The sequence below is a fragment of the Clostridium sp. 'White wine YQ' genome, assembly GCF_028728205.1.
Lineage (GTDB): Bacteria > Bacillota > Clostridia > Clostridiales > Clostridiaceae > Clostridium_T.
Genome location: NZ_JAQYUU010000018.1, coordinates 1 through 14,809, shown reverse-complemented (window position 1 = coordinate 14,809; position 14,809 = coordinate 1). Strand labels below are relative to the sequence as shown.

Genomic DNA, 14,809 nt, shown 5'->3' with positions numbered 1-14,809 from the left:
TGGAAGAACTGTAGGTTCTGGAGTTGTTACTACTATAGTTAAATAATACAGAATATTCAAGGACTGGGTTTGACACCTGGTCCTTTAAATAGGAACAAATTATTGACTTTGTTATATATTTGTGATAATGTAATGAAGTAACTGACATAGTGTAGATTTATATACTGTGTTTTAGTTTACGTTATATATAATAAACTGGAGGTGCAGACCATGAGAGTAAAGATAACTTTAGCTTGCACAGAGTGCAAACAAAGAAACTATAACTCAATGAAGAATAAGAAAAATGACCCAGATAGATTAGAAATGAAAAAGTACTGCAAGTTTTGTAAAAAACATACTCTTCACAGAGAAACAAAATAATCTTTTAGGTTTCAGCAATTTTAAGGATGTGAATAAAAATGGCTGTCAATGGCAAGGTTAAAAAAGAGTCTGCATCAAAAAAAGAAGCAGGCATTGTTAAGTTTTTTAGAGAGGTTAAGGCTGAAGTTAAAAGAATAACATGGCCTAATAAGAATGAAGCAAAGAAAGCCTTTATAGCAACAGTAGCCTTTACACTATTTTACATAGTGTTAGTAGGCGGGTTCGACCTTGTTTTTAAAAACCTCTTTGAATTAATTTTTAAATTAAAATAAAGGGAGGTTTGGATGAGCTGTTCATCTGTATAATATGAGTGAAAGAGCTAGATGGTACGTAGTACACACATATTCAGGATATGAAAATAAAGTTAAGGCCAACCTTGAGAAAACCATAGAGAATAGAGGACTTGAAGGTTTAATACATGATATGCAAGTTCCGATGGAAGAATCCGTTGAAGAAAAAGATGGTAAACAAAAGGTTACCCTTAAAAAGAAGTTTCCAGGGTATGTTTTAGTGAAAATGATCATGAATGACGACTCTTGGTATGTTGTAAGAAACACAAGAGGAGTTACAGGATTTGTAGGACCAGGATCCAAACCAGTTCCTCTTACTGATGAAGAAGTTGACTCAATGGGAGTTGTAGATATTCCTGAGGAGATTTATTTAGAAGTTGGAGAAAGTGTTAGGATTTCATCAGGTCCATTTAAGGACATGGTTGCTACAATAGTAGAAGTAAACACTGAAAAGCGCAAGGTAAAAGCCTTAGCTGAATTCTTCGGTAGAGAAACGTCAATCGAAGCAGAATTTAATCAAGTTGAAAAATTAGTTTAATACTAATTTTACAAATAGAGACCAAGGTCTTAATTAAGTGGGAGGGCATAAGCCCGTATTACCACAGTATAGGAGGAATAACAGATGGCTAAGAAAGTAACAGGAATGATTAAACTTCAACTTGCTGCAGGAAAAGCAACACCAGCTCCACCAGTTGGTCCAGCATTAGGACAACATGGGGTTAATATAATGGGATTCTGTAAGGAGTTCAATGCTAAGACTGCTGATAAGGCTGGTTTAATAATACCAGTAGTTATAACAGTATACCAAGACAGATCTTTTAGTTTTATACTAAAAACTCCACCAGCTGCTGTTTTAATTAAGAAGGAATTAGGATTAGAAAGTGGTTCAGGAGTACCAAACAGAACTAAGGTTGGTAAAATAACTAAGGAACAAATTAGAAAGATAGCTGAATTAAAGATGCCAGATTTAAATGCTGCATCAGTTGAAACAGCTATGAGTATGATTGAAGGTACTGCTAGAAGTATGGGAGTAACTGTAGTCGAATAATTTCTTGAATCGGTGGGAGGTAAAAACCGTTAATACCACAAAGGAGGCTTATATATGGGAAAGAATTATGTTGAAAGTGCAAAATTAGTTGATAAGAGTGCTTTATACACTCCATCAGAAGCTTTAGATTTAGCTGTTAAAACTGCTAAAGCAAAGTTTGATGAAACAATAGAAATACACGTAAGATTAGGTGTAGATCCAAGACATGCTGATCAACAAGTAAGAGGTGCTGTAGTATTACCACACGGTACTGGTAGATCAGTAAAGGTATTAGTTTTCGCTAAAGGAGATAAAGCAAAGGAAGCAGAAGCTGCTGGAGCTGATTTCGTTGGAGCAGAAGAACTAGTTACAAAAATTCAAAGTGAAAATTGGTTTGACTACGATGTAGTTGTAGCAACTCCAGATATGATGGGTGTTGTTGGAAGATTAGGTAGAGTATTAGGACCTAAGGGATTAATGCCAAACCCAAAATCAGGAACAGTTACATTTGATGTTGCTAAAGCAATAGCAGATATTAAAGCAGGTAAAGTTGAGTACAGAGTTGATAAAACAGCTATAGTACACTGTCCAATTGGAAAGAAATCTTTTGGAGTAGAAAAATTAGCTGATAACTTCCGTACTTTAATGGAAGCTATAGTTAAAGCTAAACCAGCAGCTGCAAAAGGACAATACGTTAAGTCAGTTTCTTTATCAGCTACAATGGGACCTGGAGTAAAAGTTAATCCTGTTAAAGTTTTAGAATAATATTGACAATGATCAATCCTTATGGTAGAATTGATTTCGTTGTGATAACTGAATAGGTGTACCGTAGACAGTGGGTGCTAATGCATAACGTATATCGACCTACCGAGGGTTCCATACATTTGAATGTAATGGGTCTTTCCTGGTCTGCGGAGAGACCCTTTCTTAATTATAAAAAGCAGTAATAGACTGTGAGGAGGTGGACACACAGTGGCAAACAAGAATAGACAATTAAAAGAAGCTAAAGTTGCTGAGATTAAAGAAAAGTTAGAGAAAGCTCAATCAGTTGTTCTTGCAAATTATCAAGGATTAACAGTTGAAGAAGATACTCAACTTAGAAAGAGTCTTAGAGAAGCTGGTATAGAATACAAGGTATATAAAAATACTTTAGTAACATTAGCAGCAAAAGAATTAGGCCATGAAGGAATTGTTCAATATTTAGAAGGACCAGTATCTGTAGCAATAGGTTATGAAGATGCAACAGCTCCTGCAAGAGTATTAAATGATTTCGCTAAAGGTCATAAGAAATTAGAATTAAAAGCTGGTTTAGTAGCTGGAGAAGTGTATGATTCAGAAAAAGTTAAACAACTTGCTGAAATACCACCAAAGGAAGTTCTTATTGCGAAACTTCTTGGAAGCTTCAAGGCTCCATTATCAAATCTTGCATACTTATTAAATGCAGTTAAAGATAAAAAAGAATCAGAATCAGCTGAATAAAAAATAAAAAGTTTAAAAAATTTCGGAGGTGCTAAAAAATGACAAAGGAACAAATAATTGACGCTATAAAAGCAATGAGCGTTTTAGAATTAAATGATTTAGTAAAAGCTTGTGAAGAAGAATTCGGAGTAAGTGCTGCTGCACCAGTAGCTGCTGCAGGTGTTGCTGCACCAGGAGCTGCTGCTGAAGAAAAAACTGAATTTGATGTAGTTTTAGCTAGCGCTGGAGCTAACAAAATCAAAGTTATCAAAGTTGTTAGAGAAATAACTGGATTAGGATTAAAGGAAGCTAAAGAAATAGTTGACGGAGCTCCTAAGACATTAAAAGAAGCTGTAGCTAAAGAAGAAGCTGAAGATATCAAAGCTAAATTAGCTGAAGTTGGAGCAGAAGTTGAAGTAAAATAATTTCTGTTTAGCATAAAAGAGGTGCTATTATTAGCACCTCTTTAGTTTCTTCAAAATAACTTTAAAAAAGTGTTAATTTAGGGTTTAAATTCTTAATTAGCATTGACATACCAAATTTGTTATGATATTATCATTTAATGTACTATTCAATATGGATTAGTATATATAATTTTAGGATAACCGTATAATAAATGAAGAAAATGGTTATACTAAAATGATGACATTACCCGAAAGTGGCTTTCCTTAAAGGGGGAAGTACGTACTTTTGGTTATTTTAGTTTAAACAAGGGGTGAAAGTTGATGGTACATCCTGTCCAAGTGGGAAAAAGAACTAGAATGAGCTTCGCTAAGGTTAAAGAAGTTACTGACATGCCAAATCTAATTGAGGTACAATTAGATTCTTATAACTGGTTCCTAAAAGAAGGTCTTTATGAGGTTTTTGAAGATGTAAACCCAATATCGAACTTTACAGGTAACTTAGTTTTAGAATTTACTGACTTCAACTTAGATAAGGAAAATATTAAGTACTCAGTAGAAGAGTGCAAAGAGAGAGATGCGACTTATGCAGCGCCTTTAAAAGTATCAGTAAGGCTACAGAACAAGGAAACAGGCGAAATTAAAGAGCAAGAGGTTTTCATGGGAGATTTCCCATTAATGACTGAGCAAGGTACTTTTATAATAAACGGTGCTGAAAGAGTTATAGTTAGCCAATTGGTTAGATCTCCAGGAGTTTATTATAGTGTTGCGAGAGATAAAAGTGGTAAAAAACTTTTTTCTTCAACAGTTATTCCAAACAGAGGTGCATGGTTAGAATATGAAACAGATTCTAATGATGTAATATATGTAAGGATTGATAAAACAAGAAAACTTCCAATTACAATACTTGCTAGAGCCATGGGATTTGGAACCGATGGTGAGCTTTTAGAGTATTTCGGAGAAGAAGAAAGATTTAAAGCAACAATTGAAAAAGATAATACTAAAACAAAAGAAGAAGCTCTATTAGAAATATATAAGAGATTAAGACCAGGTGAACCTCCAACAGTTGATAGCGCAGTATCACTTATTGATTCTCTTTTCTTTGATGCAAAGAGATATGATTTATCAAGAGTTGGAAGATACAAATTTAATAAGAAGTTAGCCATAAATCTTAGAATTGTTAATCAAATAGCAGCTTTGGATATCGTGAATCCTGAAACAGGAGAAGTTCTTGTTGAAAAAGGTCAAAAGATCACGAGAAAAATGGCAGAAGAAATTCAAAATATAGGAATAAATTCAGTTGATGTACTAGTTGATGACAGAGTTATCAGAGTAATAGGTAATCATTTTGTTGATCTAAGTAAACATGTGAGCTTTGATCCAGAAGAATTAAATATTAGAGAATTTGTTCACTATCCAACATTAAAAGAAATCCTTGAAACCTATTCAGATGAAGAAGATATAAAGGATGCAATCAAAAAGAATATTACTAGACTTATACCAAAACATATAATCAGAGATGATATGTATGCAACAATAAGTTATGAAATAGGCTTAGCTTATGGTATAGGGTATGTGGATGATATAGATCATTTAGGTAATAGAAGAGTTAGAAGCGTAGGTGAACTTTTACAAAATCAATTTAGAATTGGTTTATCTAGAATGGAAAGAGTAGTTAAAGAAAGAATGACTATTCAAGACCAAGAAGGAATCACTCCGCAAGTGTTAATTAACATAAGACCAGTTGCTGCAGCTATCAAAGAATTCTTCGGTAGTTCACAACTTTCTCAGTTCATGGATCAGATTAATCCATTATCTGAATTAACACATAAAAGAAGGTTATCTGCTCTTGGACCAGGAGGTCTTTCAAGAGAAAGAGCTGGTTTTGAAGTAAGAGACGTTCACCATTCACATTATGGAAGAATGTGTCCTATAGAAACACCAGAAGGACCAAACATAGGATTAATAAACTCTCTTGCAACTTATGCAAGAGTTAATGAATATGGATTTATAGAAACTCCATATAGAGTTGTAGATAAAGAAACAGGAATAATTGAAAAAGATGTTAGATATTTTACAGCTGATGTAGAAGATCAATACTACGTTGCTCAAGCAAATGAGCCTTTAGATGAAGAACTACGTTTTGTTGATTCAAGAGTTACTGTTAGATATTTAGAAGACGTACTTGTTATTCCAAGAGAAGATGTTGATTTGATGGATGTATCTCCAAGACAAATAGTATCTGTAGCAACAGCTATGATACCATTCTTAGAGAACGATGATGCATCAAGAGCACTGATGGGATCAAACATGCAACGTCAAGCTGTACCACTATTAAAACCACAAGCTCCTATCGTGGGAACAGGTATAGAATATAAAGCTGCAGTTGACTTAGGGGTATTACCTAAGGCAAGAAATGCAGGGGTAGTATCTTATGTTAGTGGTAATGAAATTAGAGTTAAAAGAGATTCTGATGGTGGAACTGATATATACAGACTACTTAAGTTTAAGAGAAGTAACCAAGGTACATGTATAAATCAGAGACCAATTGTTTCTAAAGGAGAAGTAGTATCAGAAGGAACTGTATTAGCTGATGGACCTTCTACTGATTTAGGAGAAATTGCTTTAGGAAAGAATATTAGAATGGGATTCATAACATGGGAAGGTTATAACTATGAGGATGCTATGCTAATATCTGAAGAATTGGTAAGAGAAGATGTATTTACTTCAATTCATATAGAAGAATATGAATGTGAAGCTAGAGATACTAAATTAGGACCTGAAGAAATTACAAGAGATATACCTAATGTTGGTGAAGATGCAATTAGAGATTTAGACGAGAGAGGAATCATCAGAATAGGTGCTGAAGTTAGATCAGGAGATATTCTAGTTGGAAAAGTTACTCCAAAGGGAGAAACTGAATTAACTGCAGAAGAAAGATTATTAAGAGCAATCTTTGGTGAAAAAGCTAGAGAAGTAAGAGATACTTCTTTAAGAGTTCCTCACGGAGAAGCTGGTATAATTGTAGATGTAAAAGTGTTTACTAGAGAAAATGGAGATGAACTTACTCCAGGAGTAAATGAACTAGTAAGATGTTATATAGCTCAAAAGAGAAAAATATCTGTAGGAGATAAGATGGCTGGACGTCATGGTAATAAAGGGGTTGTCTCAAGAGTATTACCTGAAGAAGATATGCCATTCTTACCAGATGGAAGACCACTTCAAATCTGTTTAAATCCACTAGGAGTTCCTTCACGTATGAACATTGGTCAGGTGTTGGAAGTTCACTTAGGTTGGGCTGCAAGCAAGCTTGGATGGCATATAGCTACTCCGGTATTTGATGGAGCTACAGAAAAAGATATTGAAGAATGTCTAGAACAAGCTGGATACAATGCTAATGGTAAAACTGTTTTATATGATGGTAGAACAGGTGAACCTTTTGATAATGAAGTTACTGTTGGGATAATGTATATTTTAAAACTTGCCCATTTAGTTGATGATAAGATTCATGCTAGAAGTACTGGACCATATTCATTAGTAACTCAACAACCACTTGGAGGTAAAGCTCAATTTGGTGGTCAAAGATTCGGAGAAATGGAAGTTTGGGCTCTAGAAGCATATGGAGCTGCACACACACTTCAAGAAATATTAACTGTAAAATCTGATGATGTTGTAGGTAGAGTTAAAACTTATGAAGCTATAGTTAAGGGTGAAAACATACCTGAACCAGGAGTGCCAGAATCATTTAAGGTTCTTATAAAAGAACTTCAAGCTTTATGCTTAGATGTTAAAGTGCTTAATGATGAAAATCAAGAAGTTAAGCTAAAAGAACTTGGAGAAGATGAAGAAACTGCTGAATTAGATGTAAATATAGAAGGCAATGAAGACATTGTTCCACCAGCACCAGAGGGAGATGACAGTTACTTAACTACTGATGAAGAATTAGAAGAAGAATTAGACTATGATTCTTTTCAGTTAGAAGAATTCCAAGAAGATTTAGAACTTGATGATTTTAATGATGAACACTAATTTATGAAGGGAGGATAAACCCTTGATCGAATTAAATAATTTTGATGCTTTGCAAATTGGCTTAGCATCACCAGAACAAATAAGAGAATGGTCTAGAGGCGAAGTTAAAAAACCAGAAACTATAAACTATAGAACTTTAAAACCAGAAAGAGATGGTCTATTCTGCGAAAGGATATTTGGACCAATAAAAGACTGGGAATGTCATTGTGGAAAATATAAGAGAGTAAGATATAAGGGAATTGTTTGTGACAGATGTGGTGTTGAAGTAACAAAGGCAAAAGTTAGAAGAGAGAGAATGGGGCACATAGAATTAGCAGCCCCAGTATCTCATATATGGTACTTCAAAGGTATTCCATCTAGAATGGGATTAATATTAGATATGTCACCAAGAGCACTTGAAAAGATATTATATTTTGCTTCTTATGTTGTAATTGATCCAAAAGAAACTCCATTATTGAAAAAGCAACTATTAAATGAAAAAGAATATAGAGAAGCTTGTGATAAATATGGAGAAGAAAGTTTCAGTGCAGGAATGGGAGCTGAATCAATTAAGCAATTACTTGCAGAAATTGATTTAGAAAAAGGTTCTGTTGAGTTAAAAGAAGAATTAAAACAAAGTACAGGACAAAAGAAAATTAGAATTATAAGAAGATTAGAAGTGGTTGAGTCATTCAGAAAGTCAGGAAACAATCCTGAATGGATGATAATTGATGTAATACCAGTAATACCACCAGATTTAAGACCTATGGTTCAATTAGACGGTGGAAGATTTGCAACTTCTGATTTAAATGACTTATATAGAAGAGTTATTAACAGAAACAATAGACTTAAAAAATTACTTGATCTTGGAGCACCAGACATCATTGTTAGAAACGAAAAAAGAATGCTTCAAGAAGCAGTAGATGCATTGATAGATAATGGAAGAAGAGGGAGACCTGTAACAGGACCAGGAAATAGACCACTTAAGTCATTATCAGATATGCTTAAAGGAAAACAAGGAAGATTTAGACAAAACTTACTAGGTAAGAGAGTTGACTATTCAGGTAGATCAGTTATAGTTGTTGGACCTGAATTAAAGATGTATCAATGTGGTCTTCCAAAAGAAATGGCATTAGAATTATTTAAACCATTCGTAATGAAAAAGCTTGTTCAAGATGGAGTTGCACACAACATCAAAGCTGCAAAAAGAATGGTTGAAAGAGTTAGTCCACAAGTATGGGATGTTCTTGAAGAAGTTATCATGGATCATCCAGTATTACTTAACCGTGCACCTACTCTTCATAGACTTGGAATTCAAGCATTCCAACCAGTACTAGTTGAAGGAAGAGCTATTAAGTTACATCCATTAGTATGTACAGCATATAACGCTGACTTTGATGGAGACCAAATGGCTGTACACGTTCCTTTATCAGTAGAAGCTCAAGCAGAAGCAAGATTCTTAATGCTTGCAGCAGGAAATATACTTAAGCCATCTGATGGAAAGCCAGTTTCAGTTCCAACACAAGATATGGTTTTAGGTTCATATTATTTAACAGTTGATAAGGATGGAGTTAAGGGGGAAGGTTCTTACTTCTCTTCAGTAGATGAAGTTTTAATGGCTTACTCGCTAAAAGAAATTAATATTCATGCTAAAATCAATGTTAAAGTTTCTAAAACTATTGATGGTGTTGTTAAGACTGGAATTATTAAAACTACAGTTGGAAAGATTATATTTAATGAATCAATTCCTCAAGATTTAGGATATGTTGATAGAACTAAAGAAGGCGAAATGCTTAACTTAGAAGTAGATTTCCTAGTAACTAAGAAAACATTAGGTGGAATTATAGATAAGTGTTATGTAAAACACGGACCTATAAAAACATCAATAATGTTAGATAATATAAAGGCTACTGGATATCACTATTCATCAATTGGTGCTATAACTATAGCAGCATCTGATATGATAGTTCCAGATAGAAAGTATGAATTACTTAAAGAAACTGATGAAACTGTAGATAAGATTGAAAAAATGTTCAGAAGAGGTCTTATTTCAGATGAAGAAAGATATGACAGAGTAATTCAAAAGTGGACTGATACAACTGAAGAAGTTGCGAATGCACTTATGGATAGTATGGATAGATTTAATCCAATATTCATGATGGCAGACTCAGGAGCCAGAGGTTCTAAGTCTCAAATTAAGCAACTTGCTGGTATGAGAGGACTTATGGCAAATCCTTCTGGTAAGATTATTGAGCAACCTATCAGAGCATCATTCAGAGAAGGTCTTGATATATTAGAATACTTCATTTCAACACATGGAGCTAGAAAAGGTAATGCAGATACAGCGTTAAAGACTGCCGATTCTGGATACTTAACAAGAAGATTAGTTGATGTATCACAAGATGTTATAGTAAGAAGTGAAGATTGTGGTGCAACTGATGGTATTGTTGTAAGTGATATCAAAGAAGGAAATGAAGTAATTGAACCTTTAAAAGAAAGATTAACTGGTAGATATAATGCTGAGGATATAATAGATCCATCATCAGGAGATATAATTGTGCCAAGAGACACATATATGGATACTTACTTAGCTGAAAAAATAGTTAAGGCTGGAGTTAAAAAGGTTAAAATAAGATCTGTCTTCACATGTAAGTCAAAGATTGGTGTTTGTGCTAAATGCTATGGTATGAACATGGCAACTGGACAAAAAATTAACATTGGTGAAGCTGTTGGAATTATTGCAGCTCAATCAATTGGAGAACCAGGTACACAGCTTACAATGAGAACATTCCATACAGGTGGAGTTGCTGGAGCAGATATAACTCAAGGTCTTCCTAGAGTTGAAGAATTGTTTGAAGCAAGAAAACCTAAGGGATTAGCAATAGTAAGTGAAATTCCTGGTACTGTAAGCATTGAAGAAACAAAGAAAAAGAGAATTGTTAATGTTATTTCAAATGAAGGCGAAGAAAAAAGTTATGATATACCATTCGGATCAAGAATAAAAGTGAACGATGGAGACATAATAGTAGCAGGAGATGAAATAACTGAAGGTTCAGTTAATCCTCATGATATCATGGGAATTAAAGGTGTTGACGGAGCAAGACAATATCTTCTTTCAGAAGTTCAAAAAGTTTACAGATTACAAGGTGTTGATATTAATGATAAGCATCTTGAAGTAGTAATCAGACAAATGACTAGAAAGATTAAGATTTCTGAGTCTGGAGATACTGACCTACTTCCAGGAACAATGATAGATATGTTTGACTTTGCTGAAGAAAACGAAAGAGTAACGGCTTTTGGTGGAGAAGTAGCACAAGGTGAACAAGTGCTTCTAGGAATCACAAAAGCAGCTCTTGCAACAGATAGTTTCCTTTCTGCAGCATCATTCCAAGAAACTACAAGAGTTCTTACAGATGCAGCAATAAAAGGAAAGATTGATCCATTACTAGGATTGAAAGAAAATGTAATCATAGGTAAGTTGATTCCAGCTGGTACAGGTATGTTAAGATATAGAACTGTAAAACTTAACACTGAAGATAACCTAGCAGAGGTTGGAGTAGACGATACTTTAGAGAGTTTTGATGAAAATTCTATCGTGAATTCTATTGAGGAATAACAAATCAATATTATTGACATGTGTATGCTTAGATGATAAAATAATCTTTGTGTGATTTGCAAAGCTACACTTTAGTATGCATTTGTCTACATGATTATATGAGGCAAAGTTTTAAATAAACTTTGCCCATGTTCTGTGTAATTAGGGGGTATCTCATGATAGACAGACTAGTAGGTAAAAAGCTTATTGGTATTAAACAATGTGCGAAGGCTATTAAAAATGGTCAAGGCGTTGAATTATATGTAGCTAAAGATGCAGACGAAAGGCTAATTTCTCCTTTAGTAGAGTTAGCTGAAGGTAAAAACATAAAAGTAGTATATATTGACACCATGAGGGAATTAGGCAAAATGTGTAGTATAGAAGTTGGATCATCTGCAACTCTAATACTATAAAAGAGCTAATATCTAAATTAAAATAGATAATAGAAAATCAGGAGGTGAAAACATGCCAACTATTAGCCAATTAGTTAGAAAAGGCAGAAAGACAATAGCAGCTAAATCAACTGCACCAGCACTAAAAGAAAATCCACAAAAAAGAGGGGTATGTACTGTTGTTAAAACTACAACTCCAAAGAAACCAAACTCAGCTTTAAGAAAAATAGCAAGAGTTAGATTAACTAACGGTTACGAAGTAACTGCTTATATCGGTGGAGTAGGTCACAACTTACAAGAACACAGTGTTGTTCTTATAAGAGGTGGAAGAGTTAAGGATCTTCCCGGTGTAAGATACCACATCGTTAGAGGAGCTCTTGACTGTGCTGGAGTTGCAAACAGAATGCAATCCAGATCAAAATATGGTGCAAAGAGACCAAAGGCAGCAAAGTAATTTGCTAATTTAGTGCAATGTCTTCAGCGTTTACATAGATAGATAATTATGTTTTATATAGATTGCGGAAGCCAGAGCACTTTGCGGCAAACACTGTCGAGTACCAGTGAACTTAAACTAAATTGTTAAGGAGGGAAGAAAAGTGCCAAGAAAAGGACATATAGCTAAAAGAGATGTATTACCAGATCCAGTGTACAATTCAAAAGTTGTTACTAAATTTATAAACAGTATCATGGAAGATGGTAAAAAAGGTGTAGCTCAAAAAATATGCTACGGAGCATTTGAAATCATTGAACAAAAAACAGGAAAAGAAGCAATGGAAGTATTTGAGGCAGCAATGAACAATGTAATGCCATTGTTAGAAGTAAAAGCAAGAAGAATAGGTGGAGCTAACTATCAAGTACCGATAGAAGTTAGACCTGAAAGAAGACAGACTCTAGGAATCAGATGGATACTTACTGCTGTAAGAAAAAGAAGCGAAAAGTACATGAGAGAAAAGTTAGCTGCAGAATTAATTGATGCATCTAACAATACTGGAGCAGCTGTTAAGAAGAGAGAAGATACTCATAAAATGGCTGAAGCTAATAAAGCATTTGCTCATTACAGATACTAATCTTAAAACTGTTTTGGCGAAGGCCAAAACAGTTTTGTTAAATTTAATTATATATTCGAGAGGAGGAAATATTTCATGGCTAGAAAATATCCTTTAGAGAAATTCCGTAACTTTGGAATAATGGCTCATATAGATGCTGGTAAGACTACAACTACTGAGCGTATATTATTCTATACTGGAAGAAGTCATAAAATAGGAGAAGTTCATGAAGGCGCAGCTACTATGGACTGGATGGTTCAAGAACAAGAAAGAGGTATAACAATTACTTCAGCTGCAACAACATGTGTTTGGAAAGAACATGAATTAAATATAATAGATACACCAGGACACGTAGATTTCACAATCGAAGTTGAAAGATCATTAAGAGTACTTGATGGTGCTGTTACAGTTCTAGATGCAAAATCAGGGGTTGAACCTCAAACTGAGACAGTATGGAGACAGGCAGATAAATACGGTGTTCCAAGAATGATCTATGTAAATAAAATGGATGCTACTGGAGCAGATTTCTTCAGATGTGTTAACACTGTAAGAGATAGATTAAAAGCTAATGCAGTGCCAATACAAATTCCAGTTGGAGCTGAAGATCAATTCAAAGGTATTATAGATCTTATAAAGAATAAGGCTGAAATATACTATGATGATTTAGGTAAAGACGTAAGAGAAGAAGATATTCCAGCTGATTTAGTTGATCAAGCAGAAGAATACAGATCTGCAATGATTGAAGCAATTGCTGAAACTGATGAAGAGTTAATGATGAAATACCTTGATGGTGAAGAAATAACTGAAGAAGAGTTAAAGAGTGCTTTAAGAAAAGCTACAATTGGCAATGAAATAGTACCATGTATTTGTGGTTCTTCATATAAGAACAAAGGAGTACAACAAATGATTGATGGTGTTGTTGATTTCTTACCATCACCATTAGATATTCCAGCTGTTCAAGGAACAACTTTAGATGGAAAAGAAGATTCAAGAGAAGCAGCTGATGATGTACCAATGTCAGCTTTAGCATTCAAAATCGCTACTGACCCATTCGTTGGTAAGTTAGCATTCACAAGAATATACTCAGGAGTAATGCATAGTGGTTCTTATGTTCTTAACTCAACTAAGGGTAAGAAAGAAAGAATCGGAAGACTAGTTAAAATGCATGCTAATACTAGAGAAGAAGTTGAAGAATTAGAAGCAGGAGAATTAGGAGCAGTAATCGGATTAAAGAACACTACTACTGGTGATACTTTATGTGATGAAGATACTCCAATAGTTCTTGAATCTATGGAATTCCCAGAACCAGTTATTAGAGTAGCTATTGAACCAAAAACTAAGGCTAGCCAAGAAAAGATGGGTATAGCATTAGCTAAGTTAGCTGAAGAAGATCCATCATTCAAAACTTGGACTGATACTGAAACTGGTCAAACAATTATAGCAGGTATGGGTGAATTACACCTTGAAATTATAGTTGATAGACTTACAAGAGAATTCAAAGTAGAGTGTAACGTAGGTGCTCCACAAGTTGCTTACAAAGAAACTATTAGAGCTGCTGTTAAAGCAGAAGCTAAGTATGCTAAGCAATCAGGTGGTAAAGGACAATACGGTCACTGTATTATTGAAATGGAACCAACAGAAGGCGAATATGCATTTGAAAATGCTGTAGTTGGAGGAGCTATTCCAAGAGAATATATTCCAGCTATCGATAATGGTATTCAAGAAGCTTCTAAGAATGGTATTTTAGCTGGATATCCAGTTATTAACTTTAAGGTTAAATTAGTTCATGGATCTTACCATGAAGTTGACTCATCTGAAATGGCATTTAAGATTGCTGGATCTATGGCGTTTAAGAATGCTATGGCTAAAGCAAACCCAGTATTACTTGAACCTACAATGAAGGTTGAAGTTACTATGCCAGAAGAGTACATGGGAGATGTTATGGGTGACCTTAACTCAAGAAGAGGAAGAATTGAAGGTATGGAAGCTTTAAACGGAGCTCAAGTAATAAGAGCATTCGTTCCACTAGCAGAAATGTTTGGATATGCAACTACATTGAGATCAAGAACTCAAGGTAGAGGTGTATATTCAATGGTATTCGATCACTATGAAGAAATGCCAAAGAGTATTCAAGAACAAGTTGTAGGAAAAAAAGCTTAATTTAATATAACATTTTAAAGTTATAAGGGAGGAATCAAACAATGTCAAAGGCAAAATTTGAAAGAAACAAAC

Annotated in this window: 13 protein-coding genes and 1 other annotated feature; all 13 genes read left to right on the top strand. The window is 34.4% G+C overall.

Annotated features, from left to right (window positions below; all coding sequences use genetic code 11):
• The first annotated feature begins 210 nt into the window (after positions 1–210).
• The 13 genes from rpmG to fusA all read left to right on the top strand — a co-directional run bounded on the left by rpmG (position 211) and on the right by fusA (position 14,737).
• Positions 211–360, top strand: a complete 150-nt coding sequence (gene rpmG / locus PTZ02_RS19595; RefSeq protein WP_202765684.1) for a 50S ribosomal protein L33 — start codon at positions 211–213, stop codon at positions 358–360.
• A 38-nt stretch (positions 361–398) separates the two neighbouring features.
• The gene (secE, locus tag PTZ02_RS19590; protein ID WP_274229409.1) at positions 399–632 is read left to right on the top strand and encodes a preprotein translocase subunit SecE; all 234 of its coding nucleotides are present in this window, start codon (positions 399–401) and stop codon (positions 630–632) included.
• Between the two features lie 34 nt (positions 633–666).
• Positions 667–1,188, top strand: a complete 522-nt coding sequence (gene nusG / locus PTZ02_RS19585) for a transcription termination/antitermination protein NusG (RefSeq protein ID WP_202765682.1) — start codon at positions 667–669, stop codon at positions 1,186–1,188.
• An 84-nt stretch (positions 1,189–1,272) separates the two neighbouring features.
• On the top strand, positions 1,273–1,698 hold the full coding sequence (gene rplK / locus PTZ02_RS19580; protein WP_274229408.1) for a 50S ribosomal protein L11: 426 nt from the start codon (positions 1,273–1,275) through the stop codon (positions 1,696–1,698).
• A gap of 54 nt (positions 1,699–1,752) precedes the next feature.
• Complete coding sequence (gene rplA / locus PTZ02_RS19575) at positions 1,753–2,442, top strand: 50S ribosomal protein L1 (RefSeq protein ID WP_202765680.1); 690 nt, start codon at positions 1,753–1,755, stop codon at positions 2,440–2,442.
• A gap of 43 nt (positions 2,443–2,485) precedes the next feature.
• Positions 2,486–2,615, top strand: a sequence feature (ribosomal protein L10 leader region).
• A gap of 34 nt (positions 2,616–2,649) precedes the next feature.
• The gene (gene rplJ, locus PTZ02_RS19570; RefSeq protein ID WP_274229407.1) at positions 2,650–3,156 is read left to right on the top strand and encodes a 50S ribosomal protein L10; all 507 of its coding nucleotides are present in this window, start codon (positions 2,650–2,652) and stop codon (positions 3,154–3,156) included.
• 38 nt (positions 3,157–3,194) lie between these two features.
• Entirely contained in the window at positions 3,195–3,560 is a 366-nt protein-coding gene (rplL, locus tag PTZ02_RS19565) for a 50S ribosomal protein L7/L12 (RefSeq protein WP_202765678.1), read from the top strand.
• A 300-nt stretch (positions 3,561–3,860) separates the two neighbouring features.
• Positions 3,861–7,565 (top strand): DNA-directed RNA polymerase subunit beta, encoded by a 3,705-nt coding sequence (gene rpoB / locus PTZ02_RS19560; RefSeq protein ID WP_274229406.1) that lies wholly within the window; start codon positions 3,861–3,863, stop codon positions 7,563–7,565.
• A 22-nt stretch (positions 7,566–7,587) separates the two neighbouring features.
• Positions 7,588–11,160, top strand: a complete 3,573-nt coding sequence (rpoC, locus tag PTZ02_RS19555; protein WP_274229405.1) for a DNA-directed RNA polymerase subunit beta' — start codon at positions 7,588–7,590, stop codon at positions 11,158–11,160.
• A gap of 155 nt (positions 11,161–11,315) precedes the next feature.
• Complete coding sequence (locus PTZ02_RS19550) at positions 11,316–11,552, top strand: ribosomal L7Ae/L30e/S12e/Gadd45 family protein (RefSeq protein WP_274229404.1); 237 nt, start codon at positions 11,316–11,318, stop codon at positions 11,550–11,552.
• Positions 11,553–11,604: 52 nt separating this feature from the next.
• Positions 11,605–11,985 carry a 30S ribosomal protein S12 gene (rpsL, locus tag PTZ02_RS19545; RefSeq protein WP_202765674.1) on the top strand — a complete coding sequence of 127 codons (381 nt, stop codon included), beginning with the start codon at positions 11,605–11,607 and terminating at the stop codon, positions 11,983–11,985.
• A 142-nt stretch (positions 11,986–12,127) separates the two neighbouring features.
• Positions 12,128–12,598 carry a 30S ribosomal protein S7 gene (rpsG, locus tag PTZ02_RS19540; RefSeq protein WP_202765673.1) on the top strand — a complete coding sequence of 157 codons (471 nt, stop codon included), beginning with the start codon at positions 12,128–12,130 and terminating at the stop codon, positions 12,596–12,598.
• Between the two features lie 75 nt (positions 12,599–12,673).
• On the top strand, positions 12,674–14,737 hold the full coding sequence (fusA, locus tag PTZ02_RS19535) for an elongation factor G (protein ID WP_274229403.1): 2,064 nt from the start codon (positions 12,674–12,676) through the stop codon (positions 14,735–14,737).
• Positions 14,738–14,809: the final 72 nt, after the last annotated feature.